General features: G+C 62.3%; 19 protein-coding genes. 14 read left to right on the top strand and 5 right to left on the bottom strand.

Annotation, left to right across the window (positions count from 1 at the left end; translation table 11 throughout):
• Positions 1-481: 481 nt before the first annotated feature.
• The 8 genes from ETR14_RS27500 to ETR14_RS27465 all read left to right on the top strand — a co-directional run bounded on the left by ETR14_RS27500 (position 482) and on the right by ETR14_RS27465 (position 4,875).
• Positions 482-769, top strand: a complete 288-nt coding sequence (locus tag ETR14_RS27500) for a hypothetical protein (RefSeq protein ID WP_129393254.1) — start codon at positions 482-484, stop codon at positions 767-769.
• Positions 770-801: 32 nt separating this feature from the next.
• Positions 802-1,644, top strand: a complete 843-nt coding sequence (locus ETR14_RS27495) for a hypothetical protein (RefSeq protein ID WP_129393252.1) — start codon at positions 802-804, stop codon at positions 1,642-1,644.
• A gap of 106 nt (positions 1,645-1,750) precedes the next feature.
• Positions 1,751-2,029 carry a hypothetical protein gene (locus ETR14_RS27490; RefSeq protein WP_129393249.1) on the top strand — a complete coding sequence of 93 codons (279 nt, stop codon included), beginning with the start codon at positions 1,751-1,753 and terminating at the stop codon, positions 2,027-2,029.
• 27 nt (positions 2,030-2,056) lie between these two features.
• A complete protein-coding gene (locus tag ETR14_RS27485; RefSeq protein WP_129393246.1) occupies positions 2,057-2,464 on the top strand; it encodes a hypothetical protein in 408 nt (135 codons plus the stop codon).
• Between the two features lie 7 nt (positions 2,465-2,471).
• Positions 2,472-2,768, top strand: a complete 297-nt coding sequence (locus ETR14_RS27480) for a hypothetical protein (protein ID WP_129393243.1) — start codon at positions 2,472-2,474, stop codon at positions 2,766-2,768.
• A gap of 97 nt (positions 2,769-2,865) precedes the next feature.
• Entirely contained in the window at positions 2,866-3,354 is a 489-nt protein-coding gene (locus ETR14_RS27475) for a hypothetical protein (RefSeq protein ID WP_129393240.1), read from the top strand.
• A 77-nt stretch (positions 3,355-3,431) separates the two neighbouring features.
• Positions 3,432-4,007, top strand: a complete 576-nt coding sequence (locus tag ETR14_RS27470; RefSeq protein WP_129393237.1) for a hypothetical protein — start codon at positions 3,432-3,434, stop codon at positions 4,005-4,007.
• A 133-nt stretch (positions 4,008-4,140) separates the two neighbouring features.
• Positions 4,141-4,875, top strand: coding sequence for an NUDIX domain-containing protein (locus ETR14_RS27465; protein WP_129393234.1), 735 nt, complete (start codon positions 4,141-4,143; stop codon positions 4,873-4,875).
• Positions 4,876-4,955: 80 nt separating this feature from the next.
• Here ETR14_RS27465 and ETR14_RS27460 read toward each other — a convergent pair whose 3' ends face one another.
• Positions 4,956-5,261: a response regulator transcription factor gene (locus tag ETR14_RS27460; protein WP_243455982.1), complete on the bottom strand. Its 306-nt coding sequence runs from the start codon at positions 5,259-5,261 to the stop codon at positions 4,956-4,958.
• 324 nt (positions 5,262-5,585) lie between these two features.
• Complete coding sequence (locus ETR14_RS27455; protein ID WP_129393228.1) at positions 5,586-5,912, bottom strand: EF-hand domain-containing protein; 327 nt, start codon at positions 5,910-5,912, stop codon at positions 5,586-5,588.
• 38 nt (positions 5,913-5,950) lie between these two features.
• Between ETR14_RS27455 and ETR14_RS27450 the strand changes: the two genes are divergently transcribed.
• From ETR14_RS27450 to ETR14_RS27435, 4 genes are all read left to right on the top strand, one after another.
• Complete coding sequence (locus ETR14_RS27450; RefSeq protein WP_129393225.1) at positions 5,951-7,501, top strand: DNA cytosine methyltransferase; 1,551 nt, start codon at positions 5,951-5,953, stop codon at positions 7,499-7,501.
• A gap of 89 nt (positions 7,502-7,590) precedes the next feature.
• A complete protein-coding gene (locus tag ETR14_RS27445) occupies positions 7,591-8,001 on the top strand; it encodes a Rap1a/Tai family immunity protein (RefSeq protein ID WP_129393222.1) in 411 nt (136 codons plus the stop codon).
• A gap of 47 nt (positions 8,002-8,048) precedes the next feature.
• Entirely contained in the window at positions 8,049-8,624 is a 576-nt protein-coding gene (locus tag ETR14_RS27440) for an NADAR family protein (protein ID WP_165356677.1), read from the top strand.
• A gap of 57 nt (positions 8,625-8,681) precedes the next feature.
• Complete coding sequence (locus ETR14_RS27435; protein WP_129393216.1) at positions 8,682-8,936, top strand: hypothetical protein; 255 nt, start codon at positions 8,682-8,684, stop codon at positions 8,934-8,936.
• 155 nt (positions 8,937-9,091) lie between these two features.
• Here ETR14_RS27435 and ETR14_RS27430 read toward each other — a convergent pair whose 3' ends face one another.
• The 3 genes from ETR14_RS27430 to ETR14_RS27420 form a co-directional block, all read right to left on the bottom strand.
• The gene (locus ETR14_RS27430; RefSeq protein ID WP_129393213.1) at positions 9,092-9,274 is read right to left on the bottom strand and encodes a hypothetical protein; all 183 of its coding nucleotides are present in this window, start codon (positions 9,272-9,274) and stop codon (positions 9,092-9,094) included.
• Positions 9,275-9,342: 68 nt separating this feature from the next.
• Positions 9,343-10,206 carry a hypothetical protein gene (locus ETR14_RS27425; RefSeq protein ID WP_129393211.1) on the bottom strand — a complete coding sequence of 288 codons (864 nt, stop codon included), beginning with the start codon at positions 10,204-10,206 and terminating at the stop codon, positions 9,343-9,345.
• 256 nt (positions 10,207-10,462) lie between these two features.
• Positions 10,463-11,167: a response regulator transcription factor gene (locus ETR14_RS27420; RefSeq protein WP_129393208.1), complete on the bottom strand. Its 705-nt coding sequence runs from the start codon at positions 11,165-11,167 to the stop codon at positions 10,463-10,465.
• A gap of 251 nt (positions 11,168-11,418) precedes the next feature.
• Between ETR14_RS27420 and recA the strand changes: the two genes are divergently transcribed.
• Both recA and ETR14_RS27410 read left to right on the top strand, forming a co-directional pair.
• Entirely contained in the window at positions 11,419-12,477 is a 1,059-nt protein-coding gene (gene recA, locus ETR14_RS27415) for a recombinase RecA (protein WP_129393205.1), read from the top strand.
• 269 nt (positions 12,478-12,746) lie between these two features.
• Complete coding sequence (locus ETR14_RS27410) at positions 12,747-13,340, top strand: hypothetical protein (protein WP_129393203.1); 594 nt, start codon at positions 12,747-12,749, stop codon at positions 13,338-13,340.
• The last annotated feature ends 10 nt before the right edge of the window (positions 13,341-13,350 follow it).

Raw genomic sequence — 13,350 nt, 5'->3', positions numbered from 1 at the left:
AGTGGACCCTCGCCGGTCTCGTCACTGACTGGACATCGGCGGCGTTGTTCCTCATTCGTTCTGGATGGGAAACCGGCGAATCGAGACGACCATGTGCTTTGCCCGGGCGCGGGCGAACTGCCGAGTTATCTGCCTTGCCTGCCATCATGAACTCCTCGTCACTCCCGAGCAAGTTCAGGACGCCTTCCCACTCTCACTCACCATCAAGGCGGCGGAGCGGCGCCTCCGTTGCACAGCCTGTGGCGCTAAGAAGGCGAAGCTGAGCCCGGTCCCGTTCAGTCCGGGCCAGACCCGCTGAGCGGACGTTGGCAAGGATCAGCCGGTACAGCACTCCTATGTGCGGTGAACCCCCACATCGAGGGCTGAAGGGCACTCCCTGGAGCGCAATGCTTCAGGGAGGAAAAGATGACCAGACCCAAGCTCCACCAGCGCGTCTTACGCGCAGCGACGACGCCGAGCACCGGCTGCGCGGAGGCCGCCAATGCGTAAGATCCTCCTCGTAGGACGCATCCTCCGGGTCGTCCACCATGCCACGGCCCGAGATCCCGGAAGCATGATCAACTTCTTCGTGGGCGCCCCGTACGGGCACCAGGTCAACATCGAGGTACCCTGGTCAGAAAGCGAGCATCCAAACAGCCCGGGTGAAGCCTTCATCGACGCGCTCGCAGGCGCCGCCGATCTCGTGATCAATGCCACGGTGGACGACGAAGGACAGCTCACCGCCGATCGCCGCGACATCTACGTGCGCGCCTCTCACCGTCTGGGCTGACGCCCGCATTCGCGTCAAGGAGCCATTCGACCATGCCGATTTCGATCTCCCGCACCGCGGACGGCCATCCGGCCATCCGCGTTCGCTACCTCACCTTTGCGCTGCTGCCGCGCCGAAACGGCGAGGGCTTCACGATCTACACCAAGTACCCTGCTATCGACCCCGAAGCGTCCACGGCTGCTACTTTCGACAGCTTCGACCGCCACGTTGCATCGCTGGCGGAGTTCGAGCTCCGGGTACAGACCTTCTCCGATCATCTGGACGAGGTCGAGCAGCTGGATCGGAAGACCCTTACTCGGCAGATTTCCACCCCGTGGGGCTCCTCCGATAGCCGAAAGCGCTACGACCAGGGAATCGAGCTGGTCGGCACACCCAGCCACGGTGGCTTCATCGTTGACGCTCAACGCAACGCTCAGATCCACGCTGCGTGGCGCAACGCCTCCGGGCACTACGAGGAAGACTGCTGCTGGGCGATCGTAGCCTATACCTTCCCGCACCTCTTCACCCGTTACGAACGCTCATCGGCGGAGAGCACTCTCAAGGGCTGGTATCCGGACGCGTGGGAGATCGTCACCGGCCAAACGATCAAACCCGGCGAGAGTCATGAACGCGATCGTGCTCTCTTCCTTCAAAAGCACTCAGACGACCTCATCGTCGTGTCCGCGATCAACTCCCGTGCGCATCCCGGACAGGTTGAGTGCCTGGCCACCCGCGGTGGCGATCGCAGCTTCATCCACACGCCACAGGCGCTCAGCTTCCTCGTGCCTTCAAACGAATACACCTCCAGCGGCTTCGGCTTCGTTATCGACGAGAAGCGCCACCCGCGTATCGATCGCGTCGGTAACGTTCTTGTCGTTGGCGCGATGGTCCAATGAGGCGAGTCCACCCATGAATCTCGACCTTGCCAACGATGGATTCGATGGGCCCCGTCGAAATCGCGTGCGAGACGCAATCTACGGCTGGCAACAGCCGGAAGGATCCGTGTTCTGGCGGCTGGCGGACGGCGAGGAGGTGCCCGCCGTCGACGTCCTGAAGCGCGCACGCGAGGTTCTCGCTCACGCCCGGAGCTCGCCCCTCCTCGCGAAGTACGTCGGGGGCCTCCAGGAAGCCGTCGATTACGCCAAACATCACATCGAGGTCGAAAAGTTCGAGGCGCTGGTCCAGCGCGCAGCTTCCCAAGCTCGCAAAGCGAAAATATCTCGGCCGGCCGCGTACCGCATGCTTGTCGCCGCGTTGGACGCGACCGAGCTCGACGACTGAGTTTATCCCAACTTCTGGAAAGCCAGTATGAACCTCCGCTATGAGACCGATTTGGTGGGCGAACGTCGGGACGGGTGGCGCATGGCGCTTACGGCCGTGTGCCACCACTTTGCGGAAGACACGCCCCTTGGCCTCCTCCACGACGACTCTTTCAGTTATCACGAGAAAGGGCGCCGAGACGTGCCGGCCAAGACTGTGCTCCCGCAGCTCGTTCAGATCCTGAAACGGTCAGATGAGGCGATCGAGGAGAACCGCGCTCCTCTCGAAGCGCTTCGCCGCTACGTCAGAAAGCAGATCGAGATCGAGAAGTTCGACGCCCTCGCGGACAAGGCGGTCGCGCAGGCGCTGAAGGCAAGGATCTCGTACAAGCAGGCGCAGACCCGCTTTGTAAAAGCCCTTGATCGTCGGACAGACGACTTCCCTATTCAACTTTAAGGGCCCTATGTCCGGCAACTCCCCGCCGCTACGCACCATCGACCTGGCGGATGAGCTAGAGCTCGAGTTCCTCAAGGAAGCGATCCTTGACCGATACGTAGACTGTCAGGTCCACCTCCGCACCGGCTACCGCTATCATCCAAATGGGAACATGCGGGCCCTGCTCACGACGAAAGCGATGAGCGAGATCGAGCCTTCGGAGAGTCTCTACTTCAAGCTGACCAGCGAGAGGCTCGTCAAGGCTGCCGAGCAGCGGATCGGTGAGGCCATTGCTTTTCTGGAGCGCCGGTTCGGAGCTGCGTGATAGGTTCAAGGTGGAAGAGTCGAGCCGCGTCGGACGTTCTGAGGAAAATTCCTGCGCGCCGCTTGACCAACTCCTGCTTCCCTGAGAAAGTTTTCCTATGCTTCAGCACCTTGAACAGGCCGTGGCGGGTCTCCGCAAAAATGCGACCACTCTCAAGGTGCGCCTCGAGCTAGTCGCTCTCACTGCCGAGGCCACAGGCGATCGCCTGCTGGCGGAGCAGCTCGCGTCCGATGCTGAGGACATCAACACCGTCCTTCCGCAGATCGCCAAACTCCCGCTCCTTGTACCGACCAGGGAAGCGCCGCCTCAGGCGTCGGCTAACCCGTCTCGCGAGGAGCGAGGCGTCTTCTTCCTCTACATGGAAGCCTTGAAGATGCTGGAGCGTGCCCAGGATTGGGAACGCCGAGCGCTGCAGAGCGAGCCGCCGGCTCCCACCACTCCCAGCGCCGTCCGCGCTTCTGTCGCGCGCGCGCAGATCGATATCGTCCTCGACCTCGTTCTTCGCGTCCGGACGCTGTACGTCATGAGCATCACCGATGCCGAACGTCTCGTCCTCGCGACAGGCGGCAACTACCACCTGCAATGACACACGCTGGCACCGACAATGTGGTTTTCCCGCGATACTGGAAGCCCCGTCCCTCCTGCAAACTCGCCAGCGTAGCGGTGAGCGAGGCCGCTGCGGCACTGGATATCGTCGAAGGCATTATACTTTCCGGTGCGTCCGCAGCCGACCTCGGCCGCTTGGCGGCGTCTTGCGCGACAGCCTCTCGCAAGATCGTCAGCGTACTCGACACGGGAACTCTTACGCCTCGTGCCGTCGCGCCTGCCGCGAACAAAGAGACCGTGCAGATCGCGCAAACGCAAGCTCAACGCCTCTGCCGTATCCGCCGCCGGGTAAGAGCCAGCCTCGTCGATGCACGGGACGCTCCGTTGCACAATCGCCTCGTTCAGCAACTCGCCACTGCCCCGGCCGGCTTCACCGCTGCGGAGCTCGCGGCCAAGCTGACTGCTGAGAACCGATGCATCGGAGACGCTTTGGGGGACTGGCTCATCGCCTTCGGAGCAGAGGAAGCCTGGGCTTGGCCTACCTTCGTCACGCCCGAAGAGGTGGAGCATCACCTCCGTCAGCTCGCGCGGCCACGCGCGTCCCCAATCCACAAGCGCCGCCGCTGGATGCAGCCTGCTCTCTGGCAACTGGCTCCCGGCAAAACTCCCACGAAAGATCCTGTTCTCTCCTGATTGGAAAGAGTAGAATGGCTTGGCACCGCACGGTGCAATCGAGCCAGAATGAAAGGATCTCGGCTACGCCGATCGCCGCGCCTGCGGCCACTGGATGACTGCCGTGCCGCCCACCTAAGAACGGAGCCTCCCCTTGAACAAAATCGAACACATCGTCGCGCTGCCAGCTTCCGCGGTCGCAGCCGCCATCGGCCTCGGCTTCGACATTCGCGCCTTTGAGCCGGCAGCCGCAGCCGCCCTCTTCGCGTCCGGAGCGGTCGTCGGCCCTCGCGCGCTCCTCGAGGAGAGCCCTGACTACATCCAGCTGATCCCATATCTCGTAGGCGTCGATGGCGACCAGGTGCTCTCGTACGTTCGATCCAAGAAGGGCGGTGAAGCTCGCCTTCACAAGAAGATTTCCGTGGGCGTTGGCGGCCACGTAGACGTCGAGGACGCGGTTGCGCGGCCCGGGCATACGATCGATCTTTCCGAGCTCACCGGCGATCAGATCCGGCCCGCCGGCGCAATCGACATCGAACGGACGCTTGCCATCGCTGCGCTTCGTGAGCTCTGCGAGGAGCTCAAGATCCAGCTCCCGGCCGACTTCCTCGATCGCCACCCCGATCTGCTCAAGTACACGCACATCGTCCACTCCCAGAAGTCGCCCGTCGACGCAGTCCACCTGGGATTCGTTGTGAAGTTCGACCTTGCGGTCCTCGCTCAGAAGGAGTTCGAATGCGAGGACGCCTTGGCCAATGTCCGCATGCAAACGCCGGAGCAAATGCTGGAAGCGGATGCCATCGAGGGCGACGATCGCCTTCCGCTTGAGAACTGGGCTCTCTTCGTGCTCAATCAGATCGTTGCCGACCGCAAGCCCTTGGCAGCCTAGCGGCGGCGCGCTGGCGCACCCCAAACAAGAAAGCCCCCGCGAGCCATCGCGGGGGCTTTTTCATTCCTGCGGCCTACGATCTACGCCGCCACGGCGAACCGCGTCCGCGTCACCTCGAGACCACTCGCTTCATCAGAGGAAGTCCCAACCAAGAACCGGCCGGATCCATCCCGCTTGATGGTGCCGTCCGCAAGAGCGCACGCCACGAGCGCTGCCTTGTTTCTCGCTCGAAGCTTCATTTTCATATGGTCGACGTGCTTCTGCGCCGTCTTCGGGGAAATGCATAGCGCCTGCCCAATCTCCTTCATGTTGAGACCAGTGGCGACGTGACAAAGAACTTCCAGCTCCCGGTCCGTCAACAACGGGGTTGCGCAATGGGCTTCCACCAAGACATTTACTCCCTCAAGCAACAAGCGCACGGGTTACTGGCGCGCCGTCACATCTCCCCCGATCAGACTCTCGGCTGAAAACCCTTCGGTTACTACCTAGTTTTTCCCTGCTAATCGAACCACGGTCAAGCCCTCGGCCGGATTTTTCCTGTGAGCAAGTTGTGGGGAGAGGTCCATCGCCCCGCACCAAGAACCGTATCGATTCCGTCTCAAAGGGACCGGCGGGCCGCTCTGCGGCGGCCGTGGGTGCGCAAATCGTTGGCGCGGGGAGCTTGTCTCCCGAAGGTTGAAGCTTACGCGTCGAGCGGGGCGCGCGAAGGGCTAGAATGGCGCCTGCTGGTTCATCGCCACGGACATGAACTCGGCGCGGGTGATCACGCCATCACGGTTTCGATCAGCCATCTGCCAGCTCGCGCCATCAACGACGCCGGCTCGTCCACCGAGTTGGCGACCGAAGGCGCTCGCCTCTGCCGGCGAAATCATCCCGTCGCGATTGGCGTCGATCTTCGCAAATGCGGAACCCGCTGCCTGAGCTATCGCGTTCTTGAGCCGCGCGGTGAGCTGCGCAGGGAAGTCTGCTTGTGCTGCCGCAGGGGCGGCCGTGATAAAGACGGCCGCTGCCGCAGCCGTAAACTGAACCCCGATCATGTCGGTCCTTTCGTGATGGAGCTCTAAGGATATTCTCCTTGAGGCGATCCGCCAATCCGCCTGCGCAAAAGATCCTGGGCCTGGCCTGGGTCCTGCCCGTCAGCCGCGTTGTTGATCGGCGGAGGTCCTATGAAGGACGAATGAAAAGCCGGATGCTGCAAAGGATGCTCATGACCACGGAAACCCTTGTTCGCGTGAACGTGCCCGAGATCGCAACCAAGCAGCTGCGCTTTCGCCACGTCGGCTCCCGACGCATCCTGACCATCTCGTCGAACCTCCTCGAGCTGTTCGGTTTCAGGAAGGGCGATACTGTCGTCGAGCGCAGCCTCGGAGCTGGCAAGGGCATGGTGATCGAGCGCGCCCACAACCTCTTCGACCAGCCGCGCGTGAAGAAGGTCTACGCTCGGTCCTATCCCCGCCGGAAGAACAACCCGCTCGAGCACCAGGTCGAGGTCTCATCGCAGCGCCTGCTCGACGCCTCCTTCCCAAAGGACTGCACCCGGGTCCACGTCCGGTTCGAGGCCGGCCTTATTGTGGTGACGCCGCTCCGCACGATCTCAGAGCGCGCCCTTGCGAACGCTGCTGCGGCTAGCCCCAGCGCCACGTTCGCGGCCCTCACCTCCGGCGTCGACCTCGCCTCGCTGCGCAGCGAAGGTTTCAGCATCTCGGCGATACTGGAGTGGCGCCCGCAAGAGAGCCGTGACACGACCGATCTAACCGAGACGGGCGCTTTGGCCGCCTTGGCCAACTCTGGTCCGGTGCGCGCCTTGTTCAACGAGGACGTGACGTCTGCCGTGTTAGACGAGATTGAGGCCGCCATGGCGCGAAGCCCGATCATGCTCTTCCATGCCTCACCTCAATGCGACGATCACTCCACGCTCAAGCCCCAGCAAGCCAAGCAAAAGCATCACGAGGACGGCACATCGACGGAGGACATGATCATCGATCTCCTCAACATCGTGGAGCGACTCGCGCCGCCGGTGATCCTGTTCGAGAACGTGCCGGGCATGCTCACGTCGGCCGCCTATCATGTCGCCTCGCTCAGGCTCCGCCGGTGGGGATACAAGCAGTTCGAACACGTCGGGGACGCTCGCGACTATGGCGGGCTCACGTCGCGCCGTCGCGCCTACGTCGTCTTCTCCCAGCTTGCGGCTCCTTTTGCCTTTGAGGAGCCCTTCACGGACCGCAAAAAGGACGCCTGGGCGGTGGTTGCCAATGACCTGGCCGATTGCCGCGACGTCTCGGGCTCGAAGTCCCTTCAGGATGGCAAAGCCTCCGGCCGGCTGCGCCGCCTCACGCCCGCTTCCACCTCGATCCCCACCCCGGTGAAATCGCAGCCCCGCATGGCGAAAGACTCCATCGTCATTGAACCGGAGGAAGATGTCTTCCTCTGGCCAACGGAGGGGCAGCTAAAGCGCTTCCTCGGGATCGAGGATGTCGACCTTTCGGCCGTCAGCTCTACGATCGCTTCTGAGATCATAGGTCAGTCGATCGACCGGCCCCACCACGCTTCGGTGCTGCGCTCGGTCAGCGCGCACATCGCTCATTTCCGAAGCGGCCTGGCTCGGCCGCTGCGGGTCGCCGCGTAATCGCTGCGCGCACAGCTCGGGAATGATGCCAAACTCTCTCTAAAATGCAGGTGGAGCTGCGCTCCCCGTGAAAGCCTCCAGGAAGTGACATGCGTTTCCTCATCCTCGCCGCCGTTTCGATCTTCGCGTGTGCGGCGCCTGCGGCCGCTCAGCAGCCGGGCTCTGCTCCGGCCGCCCAACCGGCTGGCCGCGCCGGCGGCCCGACTGCCATCGAGCTCATCAAGCTCTGCTTCGAAGGCACCGCCAACGGGAGCGTCTCGAATCCGGTATGCCAAGGCTACCTGGCGGGCGCGATCGGCGCGATCCGCATCAGCCGTACCGTCTCGCAAGACTTCCCAATCTGCCTTCCTGAGGAGGGCATGAGCAATCTGCAGGTGGTGAACGACGTCTCGGCATATCTCGAGCAGCATGAGGACCAGCTTCAGCGATCGGCTCGGAGCGTTCTGTTTCTCGTCCTGACCGAGCTTTACCCGTGCGACCAGGGCGCCGGCGCTCAGTAGGGCTGGAGAGAGCGATTTCCCCGGCTGAACCCATCGGGAGGATGAAAATGCGCACGACGCCGACCCACATCTACTTCTGGCACGGTCCGCTTTCAAACTGGAGCAAGCCGTCCCACTTCATCGGAGCCGACGCGTTTCGAGAGCTGATGACGCTCCTCGCGCCGCTCGGCATCGCCCATCCGCGCCCCGATGATCCGATCAGCCATCTCCTTTGCTGCCACCGATACAACTGCGGAGAGCAGTGGATGATGGCCGTGAAGGCATGGTTCTTCGGCGACGTACCGCGGCTGCGGGCCATCCTCGAGGCTTGGGAGCCCAAGGACCAAAAAGCCATCGGTAGAGACGTAACGCCGTTCTCCGCCGAAGAATGGAACACGATCTGCGTTCCGGCGGTGACCGCTGGCACCCTCGCTCGCGCTGAGGCAAATCCCGCCCTCTGCAAGCTCTTACTGGACAGCGGCGATCGCCAGTTCGTGGAAGGCTCGCCCGTCGACCGCATCTGGGGCGTCGGCCTACGCTACGACGACCCGCGCATCGATGACCAGCGGAACTGGCGAGGCCGCAATCTGCTCGGCACCTCCCACGCCCTCACCCGAACCATCCTTCGAAGCCGCGGCCGCTGATCGAGCCCGACTGCTCGCCGAAAGACCGAAGATCACCTGCAAGACTGGACGTGCCCTATGCTGTCGCACCCGCAAGAACCCGTCTCCAGCGTCGCCTATTCTGCGTTCGCATCAGACGACGACGGAAACGCTAGCTACACAGACGACCTGGCTGCGGCGGCCGGCTGGACGGCTTATGCCCGCACCGAGCCGAATTCTGGGGGCCGGTTCGAGATCGTCGAGGAAGGCGACGTCGACACGGAAGAGGAAGCCCTCGCCCTGGCCGAGCGTCTCTCCGCGAAGTACGGCGATGTGCCGATCGAGCGAATCTGAATGCGGCCCCGTTCAATCGTCAAATCCGCAGGTGGATTTGACGCCTCGTTGAAAAAGCGCCCCGGCGCGAGGCCGGGGCGTCTAGGATCGTCCAGTCCGCGCCAAAAGGGGGAAGCGCGAGTTACGAGATCAACCAAGCGCAACCTGGTTCGTTCCTATCCGGCTTGCGGCTCATGCTCTTTGCCGTTCGCTTCGTCGCACTTGACGAGCTCGACGCGATCCAGGTCCTCGGCCATCATGCCCCGGACGTCCTCAGCTCGCTCTCGGTCATCCGACAGAAAGATGTGGATATCGCCGTCTGCGTCTTGCCCCCGCACGCGGTACTTCCGCACATCCATTCTCGCCTCCTGATCGTCTGAGAACCTGTCTGCCTCAGAACGTAAGCAGAAACCAGAGGCTGCCACCGTCAGTCCGCGGGCTCCGACAGGTCGCCCGCGCGGAAAAACTGCAGCTTGCCATCTGCAACCGTGATCGCATCAGCCGCATTCGACCAGCCAAGGATCGGATCCCAGCCGCCCCGCATGCGCCCTCCCGGCGCGTCGAACGTGATGTCTTCGCCGATGACGTAGGCGTACCGGTCGATACCGGTCGCCTTGAGGTTCGGCTTACCTTTCGGATAAGATTTGTACTTCGTATCGTTGTAAACGGGATCCATAAGCTTGATGAACGCCCGCTCCGCGTCTTTCACAATTTGTTTGGCGGGGACGGGCATATCGCTCAGGGCGTCCTCGGTAACATCCTCCTCCACGTCGAACGTAGTTATGAAGAGCGGCTCGACGGCGAACAGGAACAGGTAAACCTCATCCGTCACCCGCGAAGTCGCGAAGCGCTGCATCTCGTTTGTGAGGATGTCGAGGCGCTTCTTGTGGTCGCTGGCGATGACACGGTCGAAGCTATCGCGTTCGTCTGCGATGCCGACATAAAGAAGCTCGTAGGTCGCGAAGTCACGATACCGTTCGAAGCCTGCGATGCCTGTTCGACCGCGCCATCGGTCGAACAGAAGCTTCTCGGTGCTGAACCAATCTAGGGGCTCGTCGGTCTGATCAGCATCTCGATCAACCATCTTGACTATCTTCTGCCCGGTCTGGAGCACGATCGCTTCTGCGTCGCTATCGGCCACGCCAGGAAGCTCCCGCATCCGGATCTCACCGCTGTCGGCTAGCCCAGTTGTGAGGCGAATGTCGACGTTGACAACTCCGGTATTCGGGTCGGCGCGGACCTCGTCGAAGAGCATCTCCGCGCGCCCGGCGATCATGTAGAAGTCGCTCATTCGCATCCGCTTCTCCACTTCGGGGTCCTTCCGAAGCCACGCGGATTCTTGGTTCGATATAGGCGGATAAACCAGCCGCAGGGCAGAGATTTTGGTGCGAGATGTCACTTCGGCTGGTCCTCCGGCTGATACGAGTGGAAGGCCGCGAGCCGGCCATCGCAAGCCTCATATCATCACCGGCTGCGGCCCGCATTATCCGCGTGCTGCCCGAGACGGCGACACCGCACAACGCGCGCGCCAGATTCACGACGAGGTCTCACGCGGCCAGTTGGACAGCCTCTTCTTCCGAATCCCTCAGTCGATACCCACGTCCCCAGATGGTCTCGATATAGTCGACACCGCCGGCCGCCATCGTGAGCTTTTTCCTCAGCTTGCAAACGAACACGTCGATGATCTTGACCTCGGGCTCCTCGTCAATCCCCCCGTAGAGATGATTCAGGAACATCTCTTTCGTGACGGCCGCTCCGTTGCGTAGGGCGAGTAGTTCCATGATCTGGTACTCCTTGCCAGTGAGGAAGATCGCCGCGCCATCGATCGATACCAGCTTGCGTTCGATGTCGACGCTGAGCTTCCCAACGCGGATAGCCGACTGGCAATGACCCTTTGAGCGGCGCGCTACGGCACTGATCCTGGCGACGAGCTCTTCGCGATGGAACGGCTTCGCCACAAAATCGTCAGCGCCAGCCGACAAGGCCCGCACCTTCGTGGCGACGTCCGCCTCACCTGAAACAACAATGACCGGTGTCATCACCTTCTCGAGACGCATTTTCTGAAGGACCTTGAGCCCGTGCATATCGGCCAAGTTCAAGTCCAGAAGGACGGCGTCGTAATCGTAGAGCCGGGCGAGGTCGATCCCCTCCTCGCCGAGATCCGTGCAATAGACATTGAAGCCCGCGGCGGTCAGCATCGCGTCGACGCTCTTTGCCACGACGGCCTCATCCTCGATCAGAAGAACGCGCATAGAAAGATCCTCGTTTGCTCTCCTTTCTTATAGCGCCTTCGAGGTGCCGGAGGCACTAAGGTTAACAATGTCCGTATTTTCCCGCAGATTCCGAGCTGTCACGTCGATGGGACTGCCGGACGGCCCCGGTGACGGCAGGATCTTTCCGGGATTTTTCCCGTAGGGTGGTTTCTCTCTTGCGAGAGGTCGATTCCCCTCCTACGTTCTTGTTGTGTTCCCGGACCACCCCGGCAATTTGGAGACCCTCACCTATGTCCACCTCGCTCAAGCTCGTTGGCCCCACCTCCGACCGCACCAAAGCCCTGGAAGCAGCGCTCGCCCAGATTGACCGCGCCTTCGGAAAGGGATCGGCCATGCGGCTCGGCGACAAGGAAATCACCGCGATTGAAGCGATTTCCACCGGCAGCCTCGGGCTCGACATCGCTCTTGGCATCGGCGGTCTGCCCAAGGGGCGCATCATCGAGATCTATGGGCCTGAGAGTTCTGGCAAGACCACTCTCACCCTTCATGCGATCGCGCAGGCCCAGAAGAACGGTGGGGTCGCCGCGTTCGTCGATGCCGAGCACGCGCTCGATCCGGTCTACGCCAAGCGGCTCGGAGTCGACGTGGACAACCTGATCGTGTCGCAGCCGGACACGGGCGAGCAGGCGCTCGAGATCACCGACACGCTCGTACGATCCGGCGCCGTTGACATTCTCGTCGTGGACTCAGTCGCCGCGCTCGTCCCGCGCGCCGAGATCGAGGGCGAGATGGGCGACAGCCATGTCGGCCTCCAGGCTCGCCTGATGAGCCAGTCGCTCCGCAAGCTCACCGCCTCGATCTCGAAATCGAACTGCCTAGTTATCTTCATCAACCAGCTGCGCATGAAGATCGGTGTCACCTACGGCAATCCAGAGACCACGACGGGCGGCAACGCCCTCAAGTTTTTTGCGTCGGTCAGGCTCGATATCCGCCGCACCGGCCAGATCAAGGACAAAGAAGAGGCGGTTGGCAACGCCACACGCGTCAAGGTCGTGAAGAACAAGGTGGCGCCGCCGTTCAAGCAGGTGGAATTCGACATCATGTATGGCGAGGGCATCTCGAAGCTGGGCGAGATCATCGACCTCGGCGTCAAGGCCGGCGTTGTCGAGAAGTCGGGCGCATGGTTCAGCTACGACTCCATTCGGCTTGGGCAGGGTCGCGAGAACTCGAAGAACTTCCTCCGCGACAACCCTGATGTTGCTGAGCGCATCGAGCGGCAGATCGTCGGCAAGACCACCGACCTCGCCGACGCGCTCCTGGTAGGGCCGAGTGAGGATGAAGACGCCTAAGCCCAACGGATCGAACATTCGACGCAATGGAAGGCCCGCCAGAAATGGCGGGCCTTCTCTCCATTTCACCGGCCGCACGGTTACGGCTCATGCGCAGGTTCGATCGATTATCGGTCTGGGCCAGCGCCGGCGGCCCGCAGCCCAAGGGGTTCTCAGAATTGGAGCGATACGACCCGACCGCCGACTGCACGGCGGCAACAAGCAAGGGTTGGCTGATGCCGGAAGCCTAAGCGGGACGGGAAAGCCTTCCCAGCACCAAGGAGGAAGGCATGTTCGAAGGCCGTCACTGTCGCTACCTCTCTACGACCGAGGATAAGCAGCTCCATCGTCAAATGGGCACGCGGCACCTCGACGAGTTCATCCCCGCCTACGTCAATGACGCTGCCAGCCCAGAGCAGCTGGATGCTCTCGCTTTCCAGCTCCTTTGCGTCGCCCGCCGGTGCAAAACAGCCGGCATCAAGGATACATCACGGCGGTGGAAGCAAGCCTGGCGCGACGTGTCAGCCGAGGCAGCCTCCGCGCGCGCGCGGCTGGCAAACCACCCGACCCAAGCATCTGCGCCGCATCTCTTCAACAAGCGCACCGTCGGCAAGCCGGGCCATCTCGACAGCGATCTTCGACTGCCGATCTTTGCTCGGCTGGAGCTCGGGCGCGACAGCATCCCAGTCGGCATCTATGAGCCAGACCTACGCGATGGCGTCACGTACGCGATCGGCGGCAGCCGCAGCGGCAAAACATGGCTGACGCCGGCGGACGGCGCCATCCGCACAAGTGCCGTCCCGACCGGCATGCTGCGAGGCCTGCAGCAACTAGGCAGGCTCATCCCCGTCGACGCGCCAGATGAATGCCGTCTCGCAGCATAGCTGCGCCCGA

The organism is Sphingosinicella sp. BN140058 (genome assembly GCF_004135585.1).
In the GTDB taxonomy this organism is placed as follows: Bacteria; Pseudomonadota; Alphaproteobacteria; order Sphingomonadales; family Sphingomonadaceae; genus Allosphingosinicella.
Note: the sequence above shows the minus strand (reverse complement) of the source record. Positions and strands in the feature narration are given on the sequence as shown.

Excerpts from the sequence above, each read along its gene's own strand:
- ETR14_RS27435 (WP_129393216.1), top strand. The coding sequence starts at position 8,682 with ATGCTGTCGCACCCGCAAGAACCCGTCTCCAGCGTCGCCTATTCTGCG.
- ETR14_RS27485 (WP_129393246.1), top strand. The coding sequence starts at position 2,057 with ATGAACCTCCGCTATGAGACCGATTTGGTGGGCGAACGTCGGGACGGG.
- recA (WP_129393205.1), top strand. The coding sequence starts at position 11,419 with ATGTCCACCTCGCTCAAGCTCGTTGGCCCCACCTCCGACCGCACCAAA.
- ETR14_RS27495 (WP_129393252.1), top strand. The coding sequence starts at position 802 with ATGCCGATTTCGATCTCCCGCACCGCGGACGGCCATCCGGCCATCCGC.
- ETR14_RS27440 (WP_165356677.1), top strand. The coding sequence starts at position 8,049 with ATGCGCACGACGCCGACCCACATCTACTTCTGGCACGGTCCGCTTTCA.
- ETR14_RS27410 (WP_129393203.1), top strand. The coding sequence starts at position 12,747 with ATGTTCGAAGGCCGTCACTGTCGCTACCTCTCTACGACCGAGGATAAG.
- ETR14_RS27420 (WP_129393208.1), bottom strand. The coding sequence starts at position 11,167 with ATGCGCGTTCTTCTGATCGAGGATGAGGCCGTCGTGGCAAAGAGCGTC.
- ETR14_RS27475 (WP_129393240.1), top strand. The coding sequence starts at position 2,866 with ATGCTTCAGCACCTTGAACAGGCCGTGGCGGGTCTCCGCAAAAATGCG.
- ETR14_RS27500 (WP_129393254.1), top strand. The coding sequence starts at position 482 with ATGCGTAAGATCCTCCTCGTAGGACGCATCCTCCGGGTCGTCCACCAT.
- ETR14_RS27430 (WP_129393213.1), bottom strand. The coding sequence starts at position 9,274 with ATGGATGTGCGGAAGTACCGCGTGCGGGGGCAAGACGCAGACGGCGAT.
- ETR14_RS27425 (WP_129393211.1), bottom strand. The coding sequence starts at position 10,206 with ATGAGCGACTTCTACATGATCGCCGGGCGCGCGGAGATGCTCTTCGAC.
- ETR14_RS27445 (WP_129393222.1), top strand. The coding sequence starts at position 7,591 with ATGCGTTTCCTCATCCTCGCCGCCGTTTCGATCTTCGCGTGTGCGGCG.
- ETR14_RS27455 (WP_129393228.1), bottom strand. The coding sequence starts at position 5,912 with ATGATCGGGGTTCAGTTTACGGCTGCGGCAGCGGCCGTCTTTATCACG.
- ETR14_RS27480 (WP_129393243.1), top strand. The coding sequence starts at position 2,472 with ATGTCCGGCAACTCCCCGCCGCTACGCACCATCGACCTGGCGGATGAG.